We start from the raw sequence: 21,753 nt of genomic DNA, 5'->3' as shown, positions 1-21,753 counted from the left end.
GATGGAACCGACCCCCTCGCAGACCGTCGGCCCGTTCTACGGCCACGCCCTCCCCTTCCCCGGCGGCGGCGACCTCGTCGAGGCCGGGACCCCCGGCGCGGTGACCCTGCGGGGCCTCGTCCTCGACGGCACAGGCTCCCCCGTGCCCGACGCGCTCGTCGAGATCTGGCAGGCCTCCGCCGAGGGCTCGCTGAGCGGCGTCCCGGGCTCCCTCGACCGGGCGGGCCGCGACTTCACCGGCTTCGCCCGGGTCGCCACGAGCGCCGACGGCCACTGGTCGGTCCGCACCCTGCGCCCCGGCCCCCACCGGGCGCGCACCGCGCCCTACCTGGCGGTGTGCGTGTTCGCCCGCGGGCTGCTCCACCACCTGTTCACCCGGGCCTACCTGCCGCAGGACGCGGCGGCGCTCGCGGCCGATCCCGTGCTGTCGGCCCTGCCGGAGGAGCGGCGGGCGACACTGCTGGCCGCAGAGGAGCGTCCGGGCGTGTACCGGTTCGACATCCGGCTCCAGGGCGGAGCCGGGGAGGAGACGGTGTTCCTTGAGTTCTCCTGACGCGCAGGCTCCTGAAGCGGTCCCCCCCGGCGTGGATCTCGGGCTGCTGTCGCCCGTCCGGGCCGGGACCGCCGCCGAGACGGCCACCGGCGACCCCGCCGTCCTCCAGTCCCTCCTGGACGCGGAGACCGCGCTGGCCGGGGCGCTGGCCGACCTGAGCCTGGCACCGCGGGAGGCGGCCGAGGCGATCGCCGCGGCCTCCGACGCCGCCCGGTTCGACCCGGCCGATCTCGCCGTCCGGGCCCGGGCGGGCGGCAACCCGGTGATCCCGCTGGTCGCCGCCCTCACCGCCGCGGTCCCGGCCGAGCACGCCGCTCATGTGCACCGGGGCGCCACCAGCCAGGACATCCTGGACACCGCGCTCATGCTGGTCGCCCACCGGACCCTCGCCCCGATGCTGGACGATCTCGACCGCACGGCCGCCGCCCTCGCCGCCCTGGCCGCCGCCCACCGCGGCACCGTCATGCCCGGGCGCACCCTCACCCAGCACGCCGTGCCGACGACCTTCGGGCTCAAGGCGGCCGGCTGGCGGCATCTGGTCCTGGACGCCCGCGACCGGCTCTCCGCCGTGCGGCGGACGCTGCCCGTCCAGCTCGGCGGGGCCGCCGGCACCCTCGCGGCCTTCCACGCCGGAGCCGTGCCGCCCGTCCCCGGCGATCTCGGGCTCCGGCTGGCCGCCGCCTTCGCCCGCCGGGCCGGGCTGGCCGAGCCGCTGCTGCCCTGGCACACCCTGCGCACGCCCGTCGCCGACCTCGCCGCCGCGCTGGCCTTCACCGCCGCGGCCCTCGGCAAGATCGCCGCGGATGTCCTTTCACTGGCCCGCACCGAGGTCGCCGAGGTCTCCGAGGGCCGCGGCGGAGGGTCCTCGGCGATGCCGCACAAGAGCAATCCCGTCGGCGCGACGCTCGTCGCGTCGGCCGCCCGTCAGGTCCCGGCGCTCGCCTCGATCCTGGTCGGCGCCCTCGCGGCCGAGGACGAGCGCTCGCCGGGGCCCTGGCACGCGGAGTGGCAGCCGCTGCGCGAGGCCCTTCGGCTGACCGGCGGCGCCGCCGCCACCGCCGCCGATCTGGCCGAGGGCCTGGTCGTGCATCCGGACCGGATGCTCGCCGCGACCGGACTCACCCGCGGCCTGATCCTCTCGGAGCGGGCGGCGGTCCAGCTCGCCGACGATCTGGGACGGCCCCGGGCCCGCGCCGTCCTCGACGAGGCGTCGCGCCGGGTCGCCGCCGAGGGCGTCACCCTCGAACAGGCGCTGGCCGGGCATCCCTTCGACCCCGACCCCACCACCTATCTCGGCGCCGCGGCCGCGCTGGCCGACCGCGCCCTCGGCAGGGAGGCCGCCGGATGACGCTCCACACCGTTCTCGACGGGCCCGCCGACGGGCCGCCGCTGATCCTGGGCCCGTCCCTGGGCACCAGCACGCGGCTGTGGGACGAGGTCCTGCCCGCCCTCACCCGCACCCACCGGGTCCTGCGGTTCGACCTCCCCGGGCACGGCGGCTCCGCGCACGTGCCGGGCGTCCCTTCCGTCGCCGGCCTCGCCGCTCTCGTCGCCGGCCTCGCCGACCGGGCCGGCTGGCCGGACTTCCACTACGCCGGGGTCTCCCTCGGCGGGGCGATCGGGGCGCGGCTGGCGCTGGATCATCCCGGCCGCGTCCGGACGCTGGCGCTCGTCTGCTCCTCCGCCCGGTTCGGCGCACCGGACGGCTGGGCCGAGCGGGCCCGGCTCGTCCGCGCCGAGGGGACGAGCCCTCTGCTGGCCGGGGCCGCGAGCCGCTGGTTCGCCGGCGGCCGGGCCGCGAGCCCGCACGCCCGCGCCCTCCTGGACGATCTCGCCGCCGCCGACCCCGGCGGCTACGCCGCGGCCTGCGAGGCCCTCGCCGGGCACGACATCCGCGCCGATCTCGGCCGGATCACCGCGCCCACCCTGGTCATCGGCGGCAGAGAGGACCCCGCCACCCCCTCCGCCCACGCCAGGGAGCTGGCCGACGGCGTCCCCGGCGCGACCCTGATCGAACTGCCCGGCGCGGCGCACCTGGCCCCCGCCGGCCGTCCGGGCGAGGTCGCGGCGGCGCTGCTCGCCCATCTCGGCGCCGCCGACCGGCACGCCGCGGGCACGGCCGTGCGCCGCGCGTTCCTCGGCGACGCCCACGTCGACCGGGCGCGGGCCGCGACCACGCCGTTCACCGCCGACTTCCAGGACCTCATCACCCGCTACGCCTGGGGCGAGATCTGGACCCGGCCGGGACTGGACCGCCGCGCCCGCAGCTGCGTCACGCTCACCGCGCTCGTCGCCCGCGGGCACCTCGACGAGCTCGCGATGCACGTCAGGGCCGCGCTCCGCAACGGCCTGACCCCCGACGAGATCAAAGAAGTGCTGCTCCAGACCGCGATCTACTGCGGCGTCCCCGCCGCCAACTCCGCCTTCGCCGTCGCCCAGCGGGTGCTGGACGACCTCCCCTCCGAGGAGACCCCCTGATGCCCTCGCGCACCCAGATCACCATCATCGGCGCGGGCCCCGCCGGGCTCACGCTCGGCCACCTGCTCCAGCGCGCGGGCATCGACACCGTCATTCTCGAGAGCCGCTCCCGCGCCTACGTCGAGCAGCGGCAGCGCGCCGGGATCCTCGAGCAGGGCACCGTGGACGTCCTGCGGGCGAGCGGCGCCGGAGCCCGCATGGACGCCGAGGGCATCCGCCACGACGGCATCGAGCTGCGCTTCGACGGCGAGTCCCACCGGATCGACTTCCCCGCGCTGACCGGCGGACGCTCCGTCATGGTCTACGCCCAGACCGAGGTCGTGAAGGACCTCATCGCCCTGCGCGAGGCCCCGATCCTCTTCGAGGCCGAGGCCCTGGACGTCACCGGCCTGGACGGCACCTCCCCCGAGGTCCGCTACCGGCACGAGGGCGTCGAGCACACCCTGGTCAGCGACGCCGTCGTGGCCTGCGACGGCTTCCACGGCATCGGCCGCACCGCCCTCCCCTCACCGCGCGTCTACGAGCGGACCTACCCCTACTCCTGGCTGGGCGTCCTGGCCGACGTCGCGCCGTCCTGCGAGGAGCTCATCTACGCCCGCCACGAACGCGGCTTCGCCCTGCACAGCATGCGCACCCCCACGGTGAGCCGCCTCTACCTCCAGGTCCCCAACGACACCGACCCCGCCGCGTGGTCCGACGACCGGATCTGGGACGAGCTGGCCACCCGCATGGCCGTCGACGGCTGGAGCCTCGCCACGGGCCCCATCACCAGCAAGGGCGTCACCCCGATGCGCAGCCTGGTCAGCGAGCCGCTCCGGCACGGCCGCCTGTTCCTCGCCGGTGACGCCGCCCACATCGTCCCGCCGACCGGGGCCAAGGGCCTCAACCTCGCCGTCGCCGACGTCACCCTCCTGGCCGACGCCCTCCTCCGCTGGTACCGGAAGGGCGAGGAGTCCGCGCTCGACGCCTACTCCGGCCGGGCCCTAGCCCGCGTCTGGCGGGCCGAGACCTTCTCCTACGAGATGACCACGATGCTCCACACCGACCCGTCCGCGCTCCCCTTCGACGACCGGGTCCGCCGCGAGCGCCTCCGCAGGGCCGTCACCTCCCCCGCCGCGTCCGCGGTCCTGGCGGAGAACTACGTCGGCGCCCCCTTCGAAGGGCTGTGGACCGTTCCGTAGGGGCCTCGTTACCGAACCGGTAAGCCGATGGGTCTTGTCGGCGACGCCCCGGCGAATCACTGTGATCTGCACGACACTGATTCGGCGGTGCGCACATGCTCGCGGTAAGGAACCTCGAGGTCGTCTACCACGATGTCGTGCTGGTCCTGCGGGGCATCAGCCTCCAGGTGCCGCGGCATCGGATCGTCGCCCTGCTCGGCGCCAACGGGGCGGGCAAGACCACGCTGCTGCGCGCGGTCTCCGGGCTCCTGGACGTCCACGACGGAAAGATCACGAAGGGCCGGGTCGAGCTCGGCGACCGCAGGATCGACGGGCTGCCCCCCGCCCGGATCGTCCGCAACGGCGTCCGGCAGGTCATGGAGGGGCGCCGGATCTTCGCCGAGCTGTCGGTCGAGGAGAACCTGAGGCTCGGCGGCCACACCGCCGCCAAGGCGATCGGCGCGAACCTGACCCGCGTCTACGACCTGTTCCCGGTGCTGCGCGACCGCCGCTCCGGGACGGCCGGCTACCTGTCGGGCGGTGAGCAGCAGATGCTGGCGGTCGGCCGGGCGCTCATGTCCGACCCCGAGCTCCTCCTCCTGGACGAGCCGAGCCTGGGCCTGGCCCCCCGGCTCGTCCAGCAGATCAAGGAGATCATCGTCGAGATCAACGACCAGGGCACCACGGTGCTGCTGGTCGAGCAGAACGCCGCGATGGCCCTCGACATCGCCGACCACGGCTACGTGCTGGAGAACGGCCGGATCGTCATGGACAGGCCCGCCGCCGAGCTCCTCGCCGACGATGACATCCGCGAGTTCTACCTCGGTCTCGGCGCGGAGGGCGCGGCCCGCTCCTTCCGCGACGTCAAGCACTACAAGCGGCGCAAGCGGTGGCTCTCATGACGGTTCTGAGCGTGCGGGACGTCCATCTCGCGTTCGCCGGGGTCAAGGCGATCGACGGGGTCTCCTTCGACGTCGGCGTCGGCGAGCTGTTCGCGATCATCGGCCCGAACGGGGCGGGCAAGACCTCCATCTTCAACGTCCTGTCGGGCATCTACCGCCCGCAGAGCGGGACGGTCACCTTCCTCGGCGAGGACCTGATCGGGCTGAAGCCGCACCGGATCGCCGCCCGCGGCATGGCCAGGACGTTCCAGAACGTCGAGCTGTTCGCGGGCCTCACGGTGCTGGACAACCTGATGCTGGGCCGCCACCAGCACACCCGGTACGGACCGCTGGCCGCGATGGCCTGGCTGGGCCGGGCGCGCCGGGCCGAGCTCGCCGCGCGGGCCGCCGTCGAGGAGATCATCGACTTCCTCGAACTGGAGCAGTGGCGCAAGCAGGTCGTCGGGCTGCTGCCCTACGGGGTGCAGAAGCGGGTCGAGCTCGGCCGGGCCCTGGCGATGGAGCCGAAGCTGCTGCTGCTCGACGAGCCGGTCGCCGGGATGAACCTGGAGGAGACCGAGGACACCGCCCGCTACATCCTCGACATCCGGCAGGAACTCGGGCTGCCGATGATCCTCGTCGAGCACGACATGGGACTGGTGATGGATCTCGCCGACCGCATCCTGGCCGTCGACTTCGGCGTCCCGCTCGCGACCGGCGCCCCCGAGGAGATCCGCCGCGACCCCGAGGTGATCCGGGCCTACCTGGGTGAGGCGTCATGACGATCGCGGACAGGGTCAGGGACCGGGCGGCGGTGAACCCCGGCGGGATCGCGATGCGCGAGAAGGACCGGGGCGTCTGGCGGGAGGTCACCTGGGAGGCCTACTGGCGGACCGCGGAGACCGTCGCGCACGCCCTGCTCGCCCTGGGCCACGCGAGCGGCGACCGGGTGGCGGTCCACGCCGACAACCGGCGCGAATGGCTCTTCACCGACCTCGGGACGGTCGCCGTCCGCGGCGTCACCATGGGCCTCTACCCGACGAACCCGGTGTCCGAGGTCGCCCATCTGCTGACCGACAGCGGCGCGTCGATCCTCGTCGCCGAGGACCAGGAGCAGGTCGACAAGGCCCTCCTCGTCGAGGCGCCCGAACTGCGGCACATCGTCTACCTGGAGCCGCGCGGCGTCGACGGCTACGACGACCCCCGCCTCATGTCCTGGACGGCCTTCCTCGAACTGGGCGACAGGCACCGCGAGGAGCACCCCGGCGCCGTCGCCGGGCGGATGGCGGACGCCGCCGAGGACGACCTCGTCACCCTCGTGTACACCTCCGGGACGACCGGCCCTCCGAAGGGCGCGATGCTCAGCGCCGCCAACGTCGAGTTCGCGCTCGCCACCCTCCAGGACGGCTTCATCGACCCGCCGCCGTCGGAGAAGGACCTGATCCTCTCCTACCTGCCGCTCTGCCATGTCGCCGAGCGGATCTTCACCACCTGGTTCAACGCGGCGACGGGCGTCCAGGTCAACTTCGCCGAGTCGATCGAGACCGTCCAGGCCAATCTGCGGGAGGTCCAGCCGACCATCCTGTTCGGGGTGCCGCGGATCTGGGAGAAGGTCCTCGCCCAGGTCGAGATCGGCGTCGGGCAGGCCACCCCGGTCAAGCGGCGGCTGACCCGGTTCTGGCTGGGCGTCGCCGACCGGGTCGGCCGCGGGCTGGTCGCCACCGGCGGGCGGCACACCCCGCGGACCCGGCTGATGTGCGCCGCGGGCTGGCTGTTCTGCTACCGGGCGCTGCGCGAGCGGCTCGGGATGCGGTACGTGCGCTACGCCGCGTCGGGCGCGGCGCCGATCGCGCCGGAGGTCCTCCAGTTCTTCATGGGGATCGGCGTGCCGATGCACGAGGTGTACGGGATGACCGAGAACACCGGGGTCGCGACCGCCAACGTGCCCGGACGGATCAGGCTCGGTACCGTCGGCGAGGCACGCGAGGGCGTCGAGCTGCGGGTCGAGGAGGACGGGGAGATCCTCACCCGGCACCCCGGGGTGTTCACCGGGTACTGGAACCGCCCCGCCGCCACGGCCGAGGTCCTCGACGGCGACGGCTGGCTGCGGACCGGCGACGTCGGGACCGTCGAGGACGGGTACGTCCGCATCACCGGCCGCAAGAAGGAGCTCATCATCACCGCCGGCGGCAAGAACATCGCCGGCGCGGAGATCGAGAACTCGCTGAAGGCCTCGCCCTACGTGCGCGAGGCCGTGGTCGTCGGCGACCGCCGCGCCTACCTGACCGCGCTGATCGGGATCGAGGCCGACACCGTCGGCGACTGGGCCCGCAGGAAGCGGCTGCCCTACACCACCTACCGCGACCTCAGCGAACGCCCCGAGGTGCGCGAGCTCATCCAGGACGTCGTCCGCGACGTCAACGAGCGCCTGGCCAGGGTCGAGCAGATCAAGGACTTCCGGCTGCTGCCCAAGGAGCTCGACCACGAGGACGGCGAGCTGACCGCCACCCAGAAGGTCAAGCGGCGGGCCCTGGAAGAGGCCTTCGCCGACCTGATCGCCACGCTCTACCCGGGCGGCACCGAACCCCGGTCAAGGAGGCCGCGCTGAACGAGTTCTGGCAGTCCCTCATCCGCGGGCTCGGCAACGGCTCCGTGTACGCGCTCCTCGCGCTCGGATTCGTCATCATCTACAAGTCGATGCGCGTCATCAGCTTCGCCCAGCCCGCGTTCATGCTGGCCGGGGCCGTCATCGTCACCTATCTGTCCGACGACGTCGGGTTCTGGGCCGCCGCCGCGCTGGCCGTCGCGGCCGTCGCCGTGCTCGGGCTCGGGGTCGAGCGGGTCGCGATCCGGCCGATGGTCGGGCGGCCCGTGTTCGTCGTCGCCATCATCACCCTCGGCCTCGACATCCTCATCCGGGTGGTCGTCGGCGGGTTCATCGGCCTGGACGTCCGCCAGGTCGGCGACCCGTGGAAGCTCGGCACCGTCGGCCTGTTCGGCGTCGACGTCCAGCAGCGCTACCTGGCGATGCTCGGCGCCGCCGTCCTGTGCGTGCTGGTGCTGTTCCTGTTCTTCCGCTACACCCGGTACGGCCTGGCGATGCGGGCCGCCTCCTTCGACCAGGAGTCGGCGCTCGCCCAGGGCGTGGACGTGGGCAGGGTCTTCGCGATCAGCTGGGCGATGGGGACGGCCCTGGCCGCCATCGCCGGGATCCTGGTCGGCGCGGGCACCAGCGTCGACCAGAACATCTGGATCATCGCCCTGAAGGCGCTGCCCGCGATCATCCTCGGCGGCCTGGACTCGCTCGGCGGCGCGGTCGTGGGCGGCCTGGCCATCGGCGTGGCGGAGGCCCTGGTGGGCACCTACCAGGCCGACCACGCGCCCTGGCTCGGCGAGAACTTCGCCTCCGTGACGCCCTACGCCCTCATGCTGGCCGTCCTGCTGGTGCGGCCCTACGGGCTGTTCGGCACGCGCGAGGTGGAGCGCGTATGAGCAGGCCTCTGCTGCACACCTCCTACGCCCAGGACATGGCGCTGCTCGACACCCGCACCAAGCGGGTCGCGATCCTCGCGCTGCTGGCCGTCGCCGCCTTCACCCCGCTCCAGGTCGCCGACGACCTGCTCCAGCTCCTGACGATCGGGATGGTCGCGGCCGTCGGGGCGATCGGGCTGAACATCGTCACCGGGTACGCCGGGCAGATCTCGCTGGGCCACGCCTTCTTCATCGCCATCGGCGCCTACACCGGGGCCGCGGTCTCCGGGGCCGAGGGCGGCCGGGTGATCGGCCTCGGCCTCGACTTCCTGCCGTTCTGGATGCTGCTGTCCGGGCTGGCCGCGGCCGTCGCGGGGGTGATCGTCGCGCCGCTGGCCACCCGGCTGCGCGGTCTGTACCTGGCGATCGTCACGCTCGGGCTGGTCTTCCTCGGCGAGCACGTGCTCAAGGAGTGGGCCGACCTCAGCGGCGGGCCCGGGGTGGGGCGCCCGGCGGCCGTGCCGTCGCTGTTCGGGATCCGGCTCGACGTGCCGGGTGTGTACACACGCGAGCAGAAGATGTTCTGGCTCGCCCTCGTCGTGCTCGTGATCTTCGCTGTGCTCGCCCGCAACCTGGTCCGCTCGCGGATCGGCCGGGCCTTCACGGCCGTCCGCGACCGGGACATCGCCGCCTCCGTGATCGGCGTCGACGTCGCCCGCACCAAGCTCCTGGCCTTCGCGATCTCCTCCTTCTACGCGGGCGTGGCCGGCTCGCTGCTCTACACCGTCACCGGTTTCATGGACCCCGGCTCCTTCACGCTCGGCATGTCCATCCAGTACATCGCCATGATCCTCATCGGCGGGGCCGGGACGATCTCCGGCTCCATCCTGGGCGCGCTGGCCCTCACCCTGCTGCCGCGCCTCACCCGCGAGCTCCCCGCCGTCCTGCCGTTCGTCAGCGCCAGGTCGGACGAGTTCCCCAACGTCTACCAGCTCGACAGCGCCCTGTACGGGGCCCTCATCATCGCCTTCCTGATCTTCGAGCCCCGGGGGATGTACGGGCTCTGGGTCCGTCAGCGGAACTACTGGAAGGGCTACCCCTTCTCCTACTAGCCCTGCCCCGACCAGGCACTTCTCCCCACCCCCACCACCGGAGGAGCACGAATGAAGAGATCGATGGCGATCCTCGCCGCGAGCGTCCTGCTGCTGTCGGCCTGCGGCCGCGACGACGGCGGCGACGGCGGAACGGGCGCACCGGGCGTCACGAAGGAGGCCTGCCCGAACGCGGTCAACAAGGACAACGGCTGCATCTACCTCGGCACCATCTCCGACCTGACCGTCGGCCCGTTCAAGGCCCTGGCCGTGCCCATCACGAAGGCACAGGAGATGTTCTGGAAGCGGGTCAACACCCAGGGCGGCATCGGCGGCTACGACATCGACGTCACCAAGTACGTGCGCGACAACAAGTACTCCCCCGAGACCCACACCCAGGTCTACCAGGAGATCAAGGGCAAGGTCCTCGCGATCGCCCAGACCCTCGGCTCGCCCACGACCGCCGCGGTCATCGACGACATGCGCACCAACAAGGTCGTCGCGACGCCCGCCTCCTGGACCAGCCTGTGGAACTTCGAGGACGTCATCCTCGAGTCCGGCGCGCCCTACTGCATCGAGTCGATGAACGCCGTCGACTACGCGATCGAGACCGTCAAGCCGAAGAGCGTCATGGCGGTGCACAACCCGGGCGACTACGGAGGCGACGCCGCCGCCGGGGCCAAGTACGCGGCCGAGACGAACAAGCTGACCTTCAGCGACGTGGAGACCCCGCCCGGCCAGGAGAACCAGGGCCGCGCCATCGAGGCGATCGTCAAGAACAAGCCCGATCTGGTCATCCTCACCGCGGGCCCGACCGACACCGCCGTGATCGTCGGCGAGGCGGCGGCGCGCGGTTACAAGGGCCGCTTCATCGGCACCGGGCCGACCTGGAACCCCGGCCTCATCGCCTCGCCCGCGGCGCCCGCGCTCAAGGGCCTGTACTGGCAGTCGGCCCCGTGGATGCCGTTCCAGACCGACACCCCCGGGCACAAGGCGATGCGCGACGCCCTCGGCACCGGGATCGGCGCCCCCAACGACGGCTACACCGCGGGCTGGGTGTGGTCCTACCCGCTGAAGGCCGCGCTGACCAAGGCCGCCGCCGACAAGGACCTCACCCGCGACGGCCTGCTGAAGGCCGTGAAGTCGCTGACGACCGTCGACTACGAGGGCATGCTGACCGGCGGGAACTACGCGGGCGACGCCACCACCGGCGCGGTCCGCACCACGGTCATCGGCGCCCCCGACGACACGGCGCCCACCAAGATCAAGATCATCAAGGAGGCCTTCACCGGCCCGACCGCCAAGGGCTACGCCCTCTCCAAGCCCTGCTTCCAGGCCTAGAGACGGCCCTGCGGGGACCGTGTGTACACATGGTCCCCGCCCCTGGGCCCCCTGGCGAATACGACCCGATGTGAACAGTCCGGAGCATGTGCCGGAGGCCGTCCGTCCGTAGCGTTCGGCCTATGATCCCCAGTGGCATGGTGCCGGACGTGACCGTCACCCAGGCGGTGTTCGGCGAGCGTTCGCGAGGCGGCCGGACCGCGCTCACCGACGCGGCGTCCGGCCGCACCATCACCTATGCCGAGCTGATCTCCCTGGTCGGCTCGGCCGCGGCCGGGCTGCGCCGGGACGGGCTCTGCGAGGGCGCCGTCATCGCGGTGCACCTGCCCGACAGCCCCGAGCTGGCCGTCGCCCTGCACGCGGTGCTCGCGGCGGGCGCGGTCGCGGTGCCGATCCGGCCCACCGAGACGGCCGCCGCGATGCACCGGCAGCTCGTGGAGACCGGGGCGCGGGCCCTCATCACCTGGCCCGTCCTGCTCGACATCGCGCTGTCGGCGGTGGAGAACACTCCGGTCGCCCGGGTGCTGTGCTTCGGCGCCGAACCGGACGTCGAACCGTTCTCCCGGCTGTTCAGCGGGCGTCCGGTGATGCCGCGGCCGCGGCTGGAGCCCGCCACCGACCTGGCGATGATCGCCTTCACGCGCGGGACGTCGGGACCGGCCAAGCAGGTCAGGCTGACCCACCGCAACCTGGTCGCGGCGATGACGCAGATGGCCGGGGCGTACGGGGAGAGCGACACCGTCCTGTCGGCGCTGCCGTTCACCGACGTCCTCGGGTTCTCCTCGGTGCTCAACCCGGCGTTGCAGGCGGGCGCGGTGGTGGCGACCCGGCCGGGGGCGGGCCGTCACGACCTGCTGAGGGCGATGCAGGAGCGGGCGGTGAGCGTCGCGCTGCTGACCCCGCAGCTCGTCGAGGTGCTCGCCTACGACCGCGAGGTCGGCCGGTACAACCTGCGGGCGCTGCGCTCGGTCATCTCGACCGGGGGGCCGCTGCGGCCCGAGGCGGCGCGCGCGGCGGCGCAGCGGCTGCGCTGCCCGGTCCGCCAGGCCTACGGGCTGGCCGAGGCGGGCGGGCTGACCCACATCAACATGCGGGCGGCCGAGGAGGGAACGCTCGACTCCGTCGGGCGCGGCCTGTCCGACGCGGTGTGGCAGGTCAGGACCTTCTCGGGGCGGGAGGAGTCCTACGAGCCCGGCGAGCTGTGGCTGCACGGGCCGATGGTGGCGGGCGAGGAACCGTGGGCGCGGACGGGCGACGCGGGGTTCGCCGACGAGCACGGCCGCCTCTACATCATGGGACGGATGGAGGCGGGGGTGGCCGAGCCGCCCAAGACGGGGCCGACCTCGGTGCTCCAGCAGCATCCGGTCGTCTCCGACGCCGCGGTCATCCCGGTGCCCGACCCCGAGCTGGGCCTGATCGCGGTCGCCTTCGTCGTGGTGCACGGCCCCGCCCCCGACCTGCTGGCCTACGTCAACGCCGAGATGCCCGCCTTCCAGCGGGTCCACTCGCTGCGGATCGTCGAGGAGATCCCCCGGGGCCCGGACGGCCGGGTGCGCCGCAGATCGCTCATCGAGGGTTCCGGCTGAGTATGTACACATCGTTCTACGACGTTCTTCGGATGTGGGCCGTGGGAGTTGCAGCGTACGTTCGGGCCATGCTTAACGGGGTCCCAGAGCAGGTGCCGGTGGGTGCGGCGCGGACGGTGACGGCCGTGGTGCTCGGAGCCCTGCGCGGGGCGGTGCTCAGCGACGGCGAGGCGACGCTGGGACACACGCAGTTCGCGGCGACGGTGCGTTCCGCGGCGGCCGGCCTGGTCCGGCGCGGGGTGCGTCCGGGCGACGTCGGCGGGGTCCTCGCACCGGGCGTCATCGAGCACGCGATCGCCGTCCACGCCCTCACCGCGGCGGGCGCGGTCCCGATGCCGCTGCGGCCGGACCCGCCGGACGAGCTCGGCGCGGCCCTGGCCGGTGCCCGGGTCCTGCTGGTCGACGAGCGGCACGCGGCGCTGGCGATGGAGGCCGCCGGATACTCCAGGGTCCGCCAGATCTTCGCCTTCGGCGAGGTCCCCGGCACGACGCCGTTCGGCGAGCTCGTCTCGGCGATCCCTGCGCAGCTCGGCGGGGCGCTGCCGGTGCACGACCGGGCCTTCCGCTCGGCGCGCGGGGACATGACCCACGCCCAGCGGCTCGCCCACATCGCCGAACTCGGCCTGCTGACAGGCATCAGGACCGCGGACGTGGTCGTGTTCTGCTCGCCGCTGTGCCGTCCCGAGCTGCGGATCGGCCTGACCGATCTGGCCCTGACGTGCGGGGCGGTCCTGGTCGGCAGCGCGGCCTCCGACCTGCCCGTCGTCGCCGAGGAGCACCGTGCGACGGTCGCCGTCGTCGGCGCCGAGGAGCTGCCGGTGCTGCTGTCGGCCGTCCCCCGCCAGGGGGTGTCCTGGGTCGCCGGTCACGTCGTGGTGACCGGCGACCCTCCCGAGGACGCCGTCGCCCTGCTCGGACGGCGGGGCGTGACGGTGACCGTCCTGACCTGAGGCTCAGGCGGGACGGGGGATGGACTTGTGCTCGAGGTAGGCGGCCAGGCCCTCGGGGCCGAGTTCGCGGCCGAGGCCGGAGTTCTTGTAGCCGCCGAAGGGCGTGTTGGGGTCGAGGCTGTAAAGGTTGACGCCGCAGGATCCGGTGCGGATCTGGCGGGCGACCTCGATGCCGTGGTTCACGTCGGCGGTCCAGACGGAGCCGCCGAGGCCGTACTCGGAGTCGTTGGCGATCTTGACGGCGTCGGCCTCGTCGTCGTAGGCGATGAGGGCCAGGACGGGACCGAAGATCTCCTCGCGGGCGATGCGCATGTCGTTGGTGACGTCGCCGAAGACGGTGGGGGCGACGTACCAGCCGCGGTCCTGGCCACGCCGGTCGAGACCCCCGACGAGGAGCTTGGCGCCCTCGTCCTGGCCGATGCGGATGTAGCCCTCGACGCGTTCCTGCTGGCGCTTGGCGACCAGCGGGCCGACCTCGGTGCCCCAGTCGGCGGGATCACCGACGGCGAGGCCGCCGACCATGGCGGCCAGGGCGTCGGCGACCTCGTCGTAGCGGGAGCGCGGGGCGAGGATGCGGGTCTGGGCGGCGCAGGCCTGGCCGTTGTTCATCAGTGAGGCGAGCTTGAAGCCCTCGATGGTGGTGGCCAGGTCGGCGTCCTCGAGGATGATCGCGGCGGACTTGCCGCCGAGCTCCAGGGTGACGCGCTTGAGCTGCTGGCCGCAGACCGCGCCGATGGCGCGCCCGGCGGCGGTGGAGCCGGTGAAGGAGACCTTGTCGACCCCGGCGTGGGCGACCAGGTGGGCACCGACCTCGCGGCCGGCGGGGACGATGTTGACCACACCGTCGGGGATGCCCGCCTCCTTGATCCACTCAGCGAGGAGGTAGGTGTCCAGCGGCGTCTCGGGGGACGGCTTGGCCACGATCGTGCAGCCCGCGATCAGGGCGGGGGCCAGCTTCAGCATGAGCGTGAACTGCGGGACGTTCCACGGCACGATCGCCGCGACCACGCCGACGGGCTCGCGGGTGACGGTCACCGGGCCGAGCATCCCGGGACGCTCGTCCTCCCAGGTGTAGGTGCCGGCGAGGTCCACGTAGTACTGCAGGACCATCTGCGGGATCGCGGCCTGGGCGAACACCGAGAACAGGGCGGGCGAGCCCATCTCGGCGGTCACCAGGTCGGCCATCGTCTGCTGCCGCTCGGCGTAGATCGCCGAGAGACGTCCCACGGCGGCGGCGCGCTCGGCCGGGGTCATCCGGGGCCACGGCCCGGAGTCGAAGGCCTGACGGGCGGCGGCGACCGCCCGGTCGATGTCGGCGTTCGTGCCGTCGGGAACCCGGCCGATCACTTCTTCGGTGTGGGGGCTGATGACGTCGATGACGCCGGTGCCCGCGGGCTCGACCCACTGACCGCCGATGAAGAAGTGCTTGTGCTCCTGCATGAAGGTTCCTCCAACCGGGTGTTTCCGGAGGTTCTAGAAAACCGAATGCTTGCTTGGTTTCCGGCCATCCTAGACTGGAGTCTCATCTCAGAGAAGATGCAGGTTGGGCTTCTTGGCCTTCTCCCGGAGTACCGGCAGCTCAACGACCTCGACGCCGTGCTCGCTGAGCACCTCGAACCCCTCGCCGGGGACGAACAGCACCGGCTCGCGCCAGGCGAACACCACCCGCCGGATCCCCGCCTCCATGATCAGGCGGGCGCACGGCTTCGGCCGCGACGCCCGCTGCGCGCACGGCTCCAGCGAGCTGTAGACCGTCGCCCCGGCCAGGTCCGCGCCCGCCAGCTTGGCCAGGGCCGCCTCCTCCGCGTGGTTCTTCTCGTCGAGCTCGCGGGAGAAGCCGCGGGCCAGCTCGGCGCCGTCCCGGACGATCACCGCCCCGACCGAGAAGGCCGTCCGCGAGGGCGGGCAGAGCGCGGCGAGATCGCAGGCGAGATCGAGCCAGCCGAGATCCAGCGCCTCCCGGTCAGCCACGGCGGTTTCCCATCGTGTAGCGCAGGAAGGCCACCTCGCCGATCCTGCGCGCCTCCTCCAGCCGCATCGGCCGCCCGGGGCTCTGGGGGAAGACTCCGGGGTGGGTGAAACGGGGCGCGCCGGGGTCTCCGACGAAGAACGGCGCGATGACCAGGTGGATCTCGTCGACGAGCCCGGCGGTGAGGAAGCGGGTGTGGACGCTGCCGCCGCCCTCGACCATCAGCCGCCGGACGCCGCGCGCCGCCAGGTCGGCCAGGAGGGTCGGCAGCTCGACCGACGTCCCCATGTCCACGACCGTCGCCAGCTCCCCCAGCCGCCCGGCCAGGACCGGCGCCGCGTCCTCGGCCGCGTAGACGATCTTCGGGGCGGTCCCCGTGGTGAAGAACCGGGATCCGGGGTCGATGTCGCCGCCGGCGGTCATGGTCACCTTGGTGAGGTCCTCGGGCAGCCCCCTCGCCACCCGCTGGGCCCTGCGCGCCGCCGACTTGATCAGCAGTGACGGATCGTCGCGGCGCACGGTGTTCGCCCCCACGAGGATCGCGTCGACGCCCGCCCGGGCGGCGTCGAGCCGGTCCAGGTCCGCGGTGTTGGACAGCCGCAGCCGTTCGTGCGACATGTCGTCGATGTAGCCGTCGACCGACGTGGCACAGCTGAGCAGGACAAAGGGACGATCACTCACCGTACAAGAGTAGGACCCCGGCCCCCCTGACCCGGGACCGGGGCTCTGAGCGTCTCTATGTGGCCAGGAAGCTTCGGATCTGGCCGATGACCAGGACGTCCGCCAGGAAGCCGATGTGGGTCTGGCAGGCGACCAGGTTGTTGGTCGCACCGCTCAGCCGGGTGCTGGTGTAGGGGAGGATGACCCCGTCGCAGGCCGAGTACCAGGTGGCGTAGCGGGTGGGCGCGGGCGTCTCGTCACCGGCGGAGATGGTGGCGATGTAGGAGGAGCCCGGGTACATCTGCTGGCACGTGATGAAGATCAGGCAGGCTCCGGCCGAGGTGGTGCCGTGGTTGGCACCGGCGATCGACGCCAGATGGCGGGTCTTGGCCGCGCCGCCGAGCTGCTTCAGGTACCACTGGCTGACCAGGCCGCCCATGGAGTGGTTGACGATGTCGACCTGGGAGGCGCCGGTGCGGGACAGGACGTTGTCGACGAAGGTCCGCAGGCCCGCGGCGTTCGTCCGGTTGTCGCCGTAGGAGTTGTACTCGTAGGCGTAGAGCTCACTGCTGGCGTAGCCGGCGGACCGGAACACCGACATCGCGGTGGCCCAGTTGGAGGCGTTGCCGGTGTAGCCGTGGACGAACACCACCGGGGTCTTGGCGGCGTGGGCGGCCGTGGGGGCGAACACGGCGCCGAGCACGGCCACCAGGGCGGCCAGTGCGACGGATGCTCTTCGGAGCATTTCTTCCTCCTCGGGGGGATTTGTCCGAAGTCTGCTGCCCTGTGACGCACCGCACATCGGTCGAACCACCGGTCCCGCCCGCCGCCGGAATGGGACGTTCCATCGGCCGCCCATCAGCGGAAGTGCCGTGCCAGTTCCACCCGTGACCGCACTCCCAGGCGGGCGAACACGTTGCGCAGGTGGTGCTCGACCGTCCGGTGGCTGAGCACCAGATGGGCGGCGATCTCCCGGTTGGTGGCGCCGTCGGCCGCGAGCCTGGCGATCTGGGCCTGCTGCGCCGTCAGCTCGGCGGACGTCGCGGGGGCCGCGGCCGTCCCGCAGCCCTCGCCAGCGGCGCGCAGCTCGGCCCTGGCCTTGTCCGCCCAGGGTCCGGCCTCGTAGTGCTGGAACAGGTAGAGGGCGTGCCGCAGATGGTCCCTGGCGTCCCCTGGGCGCCGCGCCCTGCGCAACCACCGGCCGTACAGGAACTCGGTTCTGGCCAGCTCGAACGCGGACCCGCCCCGGTGCAGCTCCAGGGCGACCTCGAAGTGGTTCTCCGCGTCGCGTTCGGCCAGCAGGGCGTGGCAGCGCCGGGCCAGCGCGAGCCGCAGCGGGTTGCCGGTCGTGTGCGCCCAGGTGTCGAAGACGCCCAGCGCCCGGCCCGCGGCCCGCTGCCCCTTGCTCTGGACGGCCGCCTCGACCAGCAGCGGCGTCGAGGCCACCAGGATCACCGGATGGACGGTCACGGTCCCCAGCCGGGCGACGGCCTCGGCGGGCCGGTCGGCCAGCAGGTCGAGGGCGGCGTACGCCCAGGACAGGTAGGCCTCGGGCCGTGACAGCCCGTGCCCGGCGATGACCGGGGCGGCCAGCCCGGCCCGGTGCAGCGCGTTCTCCCGGTCGCCGCGCAGCGCCGCGATCAGGGCCAGCACGGCCAGGTGCTCGGCCTCGACGTTGCGCTGGCCCGCGGCCCGTGCCGCGGTCACCCCCTCGGTACAGGCCGCGACCGCCTCGGCGAACCGGCCTGTCCACAGCTCGGCGAGCGCGAGCTGGAGCAGGGCCGCGGGGCGTCCCATGCGGCCGCGGACCGAGGACGCCAGCCGGTGCAGATCGCCGTCCGCGCCGAGCAGGGAGGCCGCCAGGCATCCCCACCAGGGATCGGACTCCGACAGCTCGACCACCCTGCGCAGCGCGTCGCCGAACTCGCGGTTCCGGTAGGCGGCGGCGTGCCCCTTGAAGTGCAGGGAGTACAGCTCGGGTCCGGGCAGCCCGGCCGCCTGCCGGGCCAGCCCGACATAGCCGCGGACGTCTCCGGCCAGGCAGCGGGCCTCCCCCGCCAGGGCGAGGGCGCGCAGCCGCTCCCCCTCGGGAAGCGCCGCCGCGGCCCGGCCGAACAGCTCCGCGGCCCGTCCCGGCAGGCCGTCGCACAGCTCGATGGCGCCCAGCAGCAGCTCGGTCCCGCCCGGCGGGGGCTCGATCCCGCCGGGCGGAGGCTGCGCGGCGAGCCCCCGCTGGGCGAGGGACCTGGCCCGGTCCGTGGCCCCGCCGTACCAGGCGGCCGCCGCGGCGGAGGGCAGGTCGGCGGTGGCCCCCGACAGAGCGGCCGCCCACTCCCAGGCGTCGGCCGCCTCCAGCGGGTCGGACGCGGCGGCCGCGGCCGTCCTGACCTCGGCGGGCGCGACCGGCGGGCCCTCGGCGGCGGCGCGGTGCCGCAGCCGTCGCAGGTGCTGGTCGTCGCGGTCGAGGAGGTCGGCGAGCAGGGTGTGGGCGGCCGTCCGGTCGGCGAGGGTGGTCTCCGCGGTCAGGATGGCGCGGATCAGCGGCGTGGGGATCGTCACGCGGGGGCCGTCGAGGGCGACCAGGCCGAGGGCGCGGGCGTGCTCGAGGGCTCCGAGGTCGAGGCCCCGCCGGGCGGCGGCGCGGGTGAGGGTCGCGGTGTCGAGCCGGGGCTCCGCGACGGCCAGGAGCAGCAGCAGCCGGGCATCGGGGGTGAGGCGGCGCAGACGGCCCCGGTAGAACGAGCGCAGCAGGCTGTGCTCGGGCAGCGTGACGGGCGGCGGCTCCCGGCCCGACAGCTGGCCGGGGGTCAGCGCCCCGCCGAGGTCGACCAGGGCGCGCGGGACCCCGCAGGCCAGGTCGACGAGCGCGGCCGACAGGTCGTCGGGGATGCCGTCGGCGATCCCGGCGAGGACCCGGTGGCTGGCCTGGGCGTCGAGCGGGCCCAACGGCAGCTCGGGGAGCTCGGTGAGGGCGTCCGGCTCATCGGGTGCGCCGAACAGCACGACCAGCCGCTGCCCCGCCGACCTGCGGGCCGCGTAGGCGAGCGCGGCCAGCGAGGGCGCGTCGAGCTGCGACGTGTCGTCGATCACGCACAGCACCGGCCGGGTCCTGGCGGCCTCGGCGAGCTGGTCGTGCAGATCGGTCAGGCTGGCCGGGACCGCCGGGAGCAGCCGGCCGAGCGCCGCGTAGGGCAGGGCCGTCTCGGCGGCCACCCCCCGGACGCTCAGCACCCGGAACCCGGTCGCCCTGCGGGCCGTCCAGTGCAGGAGGGCACTGCGGCCCAGCCCGGGACCGGCACGCAGGGCGAGCGCCCCGCCACGGCCTGTCCGCGCCCGGACGATCAGGTCGTCCAGGACGCCCATCTCACGATCGCGCCCATGGATGGCCACACCGCACCTCCCGCGAGTCGCCGTCACGGCATCACGGCACGGCCGGGCGGTCCAGCCGCGGGCCAGAAGCCGGGGAGCCCGCCCATCCGGGCCCGGCCGCCCTTGGGCGGACGACCAAACGATCTATACCGAAGAGGTCACTTTGTGGCCGTGCGGCGTTTCTGCGCCGGAAGTGTCAGAGGGGGTGCCTAGGGTCGTCAGCGATGAGAATGCTGCACACCTCCGACTGGCATCTGGGCCGCTCCTTCCACCGCGAGGACCTCCTCGGCGCCCAGGCCGCGTTCGCCGACCACCTGGTCGAGACCGTCGACTCCGCCGGGGTCGACTGCGTCCTCGTCTCCGGCGACGTCTACGACAGGGCCCTACCCGCCGTCGACGCGGTCCGCCTCTACGACGACACCGTCCGCAGGCTCGCCTCCCGCACCCGGGTCGTGCTCGTCTCCGGCAACCACGACTCCGCGATCCGTCTCGGCGTGAACGCCGAGCTGCTGGACGTCGCGGGCGTGCACATCCGCACCTCCCCCGCGACGGTCGGCACCCCGGTCCTGGTCGACGACGTCGCCATCTTCCCGATCCCCTACCTCGAACCCGACGTGGTCCGCACCGCCTGGTCGCTGCCGGAACGCTCCCACGCCGCGGCCCTCACCGAGGCGATGCGGCGGATCTCCGGAAGCGGGCACCCCGGGCCGCGGGTCGTGCTGGCCCACGCCTTCGTCACCTCCGGCGACGTCCCGGCGGAGGAGAGCGAGTCGGAGCGGGACATCTCGGTCGGCGGGGTGTCGCTCGTCCCGGCGAGCGTCTTCGACGGGATCGGCTACACCGCGCTCGGCCATCTGCACGGCCGCCGCGTCCTGACCGAGCGGGTCCGCTACTCCGGATCGCCGCTCGCCTACTCCTTCTCCGAGGAACACCAGCTCAAGGGGTCGTGGCTGGTCGACCTCGACTCCGGATCCCCCGGGGCCGGATCCCTCGCGGCCGAGTTCGTCGAGGCGCCGGTGCCGCGGCCCGTCGCCCGGCTGCGGGGCACGCTGGACACCCTGCTGACCGACGCGGCGTTCGAGAAGCACCGGGAGCACTGGCTCCAGGTCACGCTGACGGACTTCCAGCGTCCGGCCGGGGCCATGGAACGGCTGCGGGCCCGGTTCCCCCACACCCTGGTGCTCGGATTCGAGCCGGAGGGCGCGGCCCGTCCCGAACGGGAGGTCGCCTCGCGAATCCGGGAGCGGTCCGGGCTCGCCCTGGCCACCGACTTCGTCCACGACATGACCGGCGCCGAACCGAGCGCGGCCGAACTCGGCCTGCTCGAGGACGCCTTCACCGACTGCCGCCAGGAGGAGCCCGTCCGGGTTCCCGCCCCCCGCACGGAGGCCGTGAAGTGAGACTGCACCGGCTGAAGGTCACCGCCTTCGGTCCCTTCTCCGGCAGCGAGGAGATCGACTTCACCGCGCTCGGCGAGGCCGGTCTCTTCCTCATCAACGGGCCGACGGGCGCGGGCAAGACCAGCGTCCTCGACGCGGTCTGCTTCGCCCTCTACGGCCAGGTGCCGGGGGCGCGCAACAACGCCAAGCAGCTGCGCAGCGACCACGCCGCGGCCGGCCAGGGCCCTTCGGTCGAGCTGGAGACCTCGATCAGGGGCCGCCGGTTCCGCGTCACCCGCTCGCCGCAGTGGGAGCGGCCCAAGCTGCGCGGGTCCGGCACCAAGCTGGAGCAGGCCCATGTTCTCGTCGAGGAACTGACCGGCGGGGAACCGACCGGCGGGGACGGGAGCGGTGGGGAGTGGACCTTCCTGACCAACCGGCTCGACGAGGCGGGCGACCTCGTGCTCCGGCTGCTCGGCATGAACGCCGCCCAGTTCTGCCAGGTCGCGATGCTGCCGCAGGGCGACTTCGCGGCGTTCCTGCGGGCCTCCGCCGAGGAGCGCCGCCGGGTGCTGGAGAAGCTGTTCGCCACCGAGATCTACGCCGCGGTCGAGAAGTGGCTGGCCGACCGGCGCGCCGCGACCCGGCTGGCCGCCGAGCAGCTCGAAGGGCTGGTCGAGCGCACCGCCGACAAGATCTCCGAGGCGACGGGGGCCGTCCGGCCGGCCGGGGCGCTGCTGCCGTGGGCCAAGGAGCTGCGCGGCGACCTCGACGCGGTGCTGGCCGTCGCCGCCGATCTGCTCGGCGAGAGCGAGCGGGCGTTCGCGGCCGTGCGGACCGCCTGGGCCGAGGGCAGGGAACTCGC

General features: G+C 73.3%; 19 protein-coding genes. 14 read left to right on the top strand and 5 right to left on the bottom strand.

Features of this window, described 5'->3' with window-relative positions; genetic code table 11:
- Window position 1: 1 nt before the first annotated feature.
- The 12 genes from pcaG (at window position 2) to ABD785_RS28520 (ending at window position 13,511) form a co-directional block, all read left to right on the top strand.
- A complete protein-coding gene (pcaG, locus tag ABD785_RS28575) occupies window positions 2-553 on the top strand; it encodes a protocatechuate 3,4-dioxygenase subunit alpha (RefSeq protein ID WP_344834392.1) in 552 nt (183 codons plus the stop codon).
- Window positions 540-1,901, top strand: coding sequence for a 3-carboxy-cis,cis-muconate cycloisomerase (pcaB, locus tag ABD785_RS28570; RefSeq protein ID WP_344834390.1), 1,362 nt, complete (start codon window positions 540-542; stop codon window positions 1,899-1,901). The genes pcaG and pcaB overlap by 14 nt, the downstream gene beginning before the upstream one ends.
- Window positions 1,898-3,031, top strand: a complete 1,134-nt coding sequence (gene pcaDC / locus ABD785_RS28565) for a bifunctional 3-oxoadipate enol-lactonase/4-carboxymuconolactone decarboxylase PcaDC (RefSeq protein WP_344834387.1) — start codon at window positions 1,898-1,900, stop codon at window positions 3,029-3,031. Before pcaB ends, pcaDC begins: the two co-directional genes overlap by 4 nt.
- Window positions 3,031-4,212, top strand: a complete 1,182-nt coding sequence (locus ABD785_RS28560; RefSeq protein WP_344834385.1) for a 4-hydroxybenzoate 3-monooxygenase — start codon at window positions 3,031-3,033, stop codon at window positions 4,210-4,212. The genes pcaDC and ABD785_RS28560 overlap by 1 nt, the downstream gene beginning before the upstream one ends.
- A gap of 95 nt (window positions 4,213-4,307) precedes the next feature.
- Window positions 4,308-5,093, top strand: coding sequence for an ABC transporter ATP-binding protein (locus ABD785_RS28555; RefSeq protein WP_344834383.1), 786 nt, complete (start codon window positions 4,308-4,310; stop codon window positions 5,091-5,093).
- Window positions 5,090-5,854, top strand: a complete 765-nt coding sequence (locus ABD785_RS28550; RefSeq protein ID WP_344834381.1) for an ABC transporter ATP-binding protein — start codon at window positions 5,090-5,092, stop codon at window positions 5,852-5,854. Before ABD785_RS28555 ends, ABD785_RS28550 begins: the two co-directional genes overlap by 4 nt.
- Window positions 5,851-7,680, top strand: coding sequence for an AMP-dependent synthetase/ligase (locus ABD785_RS28545; protein ID WP_344834378.1), 1,830 nt, complete (start codon window positions 5,851-5,853; stop codon window positions 7,678-7,680). The genes ABD785_RS28550 and ABD785_RS28545 overlap by 4 nt, the downstream gene beginning before the upstream one ends.
- Window positions 7,677-8,564 (top strand): branched-chain amino acid ABC transporter permease, encoded by an 888-nt coding sequence (locus ABD785_RS28540; RefSeq protein WP_344834680.1) that lies wholly within the window; start codon window positions 7,677-7,679, stop codon window positions 8,562-8,564. Before ABD785_RS28545 ends, ABD785_RS28540 begins: the two co-directional genes overlap by 4 nt.
- Window positions 8,561-9,655 carry a branched-chain amino acid ABC transporter permease gene (locus tag ABD785_RS28535; RefSeq protein ID WP_344834375.1) on the top strand — a complete coding sequence of 365 codons (1,095 nt, stop codon included), beginning with the start codon at window positions 8,561-8,563 and terminating at the stop codon, window positions 9,653-9,655. Before ABD785_RS28540 ends, ABD785_RS28535 begins: the two co-directional genes overlap by 4 nt.
- A 51-nt stretch (window positions 9,656-9,706) precedes the next feature.
- The gene (locus ABD785_RS28530) at window positions 9,707-10,975 is read left to right on the top strand and encodes an ABC transporter substrate-binding protein (protein ID WP_344834372.1); all 1,269 of its coding nucleotides are present in this window, start codon (window positions 9,707-9,709) and stop codon (window positions 10,973-10,975) included.
- 122 nt (window positions 10,976-11,097) lie between these two features.
- Window positions 11,098-12,561: a class I adenylate-forming enzyme family protein gene (locus ABD785_RS28525; RefSeq protein WP_344834369.1), complete on the top strand. Its 1,464-nt coding sequence runs from the start codon at window positions 11,098-11,100 to the stop codon at window positions 12,559-12,561.
- 68 nt (window positions 12,562-12,629) lie between these two features.
- A complete protein-coding gene (locus tag ABD785_RS28520) occupies window positions 12,630-13,511 on the top strand; it encodes an AMP-binding protein (protein ID WP_344834367.1) in 882 nt (293 codons plus the stop codon).
- A 3-nt stretch (window positions 13,512-13,514) separates the two neighbouring features.
- On the opposite strand, the gene ABD785_RS28515 is transcribed toward ABD785_RS28520, so the two are convergent.
- The 5 genes from ABD785_RS28515 to ABD785_RS28495 all read right to left on the bottom strand — a co-directional run bounded on the left by ABD785_RS28515 (window position 13,515) and on the right by ABD785_RS28495 (window position 19,530).
- Entirely contained in the window at window positions 13,515-14,951 is a 1,437-nt protein-coding gene (locus ABD785_RS28515) for an aldehyde dehydrogenase (RefSeq protein ID WP_344834364.1), read from the bottom strand.
- An 87-nt stretch (window positions 14,952-15,038) separates the two neighbouring features.
- Entirely contained in the window at window positions 15,039-15,482 is a 444-nt protein-coding gene (locus ABD785_RS28510) for a cytidine/deoxycytidylate deaminase family protein (RefSeq protein ID WP_344834361.1), read from the bottom strand.
- A complete protein-coding gene (locus tag ABD785_RS28505) occupies window positions 15,475-16,161 on the bottom strand; it encodes a RibD family protein (protein ID WP_344834358.1) in 687 nt (228 codons plus the stop codon). Before ABD785_RS28505 ends, ABD785_RS28510 begins: the two co-directional genes overlap by 8 nt.
- Before the next feature lie 55 nt (window positions 16,162-16,216).
- Window positions 16,217-16,885: an esterase/lipase family protein gene (locus tag ABD785_RS28500; protein ID WP_344834355.1), complete on the bottom strand. Its 669-nt coding sequence runs from the start codon at window positions 16,883-16,885 to the stop codon at window positions 16,217-16,219.
- Window positions 16,886-16,998: 113 nt separating this feature from the next.
- Window positions 16,999-19,530, bottom strand: a complete 2,532-nt coding sequence (locus ABD785_RS28495; RefSeq protein ID WP_344834353.1) for a LuxR C-terminal-related transcriptional regulator — start codon at window positions 19,528-19,530, stop codon at window positions 16,999-17,001.
- Window positions 19,531-19,733: 203 nt separating this feature from the next.
- Between ABD785_RS28495 and ABD785_RS28490 the strand changes: the two genes are divergently transcribed.
- A complete protein-coding gene (locus ABD785_RS28490) occupies window positions 19,734-20,909 on the top strand; it encodes an exonuclease SbcCD subunit D (protein ID WP_344834351.1) in 1,176 nt (391 codons plus the stop codon).
- On the top strand, window positions 20,906-21,753 hold an 848-nt coding region (locus ABD785_RS28485; RefSeq protein ID WP_344834347.1), incomplete at its 3' end, for an AAA family ATPase. The genes ABD785_RS28490 and ABD785_RS28485, both read left to right, overlap by 4 nt.

The sequence above is a fragment of the Actinocorallia longicatena genome (assembly GCF_039534125.1).
Lineage (GTDB): Bacteria > Actinomycetota > Actinomycetes > Streptosporangiales > Streptosporangiaceae > Actinocorallia > Actinocorallia longicatena.
The sequence above is the reverse complement of the archived record's forward strand: the minus strand, read 5'-3'. Positions and strand labels throughout refer to the sequence as shown.